This is a genomic window from Curtobacterium sp. MCBA15_016 (assembly GCF_001865105.1).
Classification (GTDB): Bacteria; Actinomycetota; Actinomycetes; order Actinomycetales; family Microbacteriaceae; genus Curtobacterium.
The window spans coordinates 1-868 of the sequence record NZ_MJGR01000043.1; the positions used below are offsets into that span (position 1 = coordinate 1).

Below are 868 nucleotides of genomic sequence, written 5' to 3' on the forward strand. Positions count from 1 at the left end.
CTGTTCACGGATGAGACGGGGCCCACCAGACGTTCGTCACACGGAGGTGATCGGATTCAGGAACTTTTCAGAGACACCGCCGGATGCCTGTGTTTCCGTACCCCGGCTGGTGGGACGTTCAGCGGACTGCGCTGATTCCGTCCGTCTGGTTGCGTCCTGCAGCACCACGGATCGACCGCACGGCCGCCATCGGGGACTCGCCCCGTTCCTCCAGGAAGAGCTGCTGGAGCCGGCGCGGACGCACGCCCGCCGCGTCGGCGATCGCCTGCAGCGTCACCGGTTCGTCGGGGTGCGACTCGATGAACTCGACGGCCCGGCGGAGCCGCCAGGAGGCGCGGCCCGGCTTGGCGGCGCGCGACGAGCGCAGCGTCGTGGCCGGGTCCTCGCCGTACCGGTCGCGGTACGCGCCGGCGAGGCGGCCGTGGTTCGTGAAGCCCCAGCGTCGGGCGATCTCGGTGACGCTCTCGTCGCCGTCCGAGTGCAGGAGCTCGCGTCGGACGCGGTCGAGCCGGTGGTCGCGGAGGAACCGGTGCGGGGTCGAGTCGAGCGTCCGCGCGAAGACGTCCTGCAGCCCCCGCTGGCTGAGCCCGCACGCGGCGGCGATCTCGGGGACCGAGGGGCGTTCGGCGGCGTGCTCCTCGATGAACCGCACCGCGTCCCGCAGACGGTTCGCCACCGGGACGTCCGATCCGCGGTTCCGGATCGGGAAGGTGTCGAGGACGACGACGGCGAGCCGCCGGTTGAGGGCCGTCCGCATCGGTCCGAGCACGCGGTCGTCGACGAGCATCGGGCCGATCTCGCGGACGAGGTGGCGGAGGGGCTCCTGGCGCGCGACGGCCTCGTCCTGCTGCTCGAACAGGAGCGGCCC

At 72.2% G+C, this 868-nt stretch carries 1 protein-coding gene; it reads right to left on the reverse strand.

What is annotated here, in order from left to right:
• Positions 1-118: 118 nt before the first annotated feature.
• On the reverse strand, positions 119-868 hold a 750-nt coding region (locus tag BIV03_RS16035), incomplete at its 5' end, for an AraC family transcriptional regulator (RefSeq protein WP_175475910.1).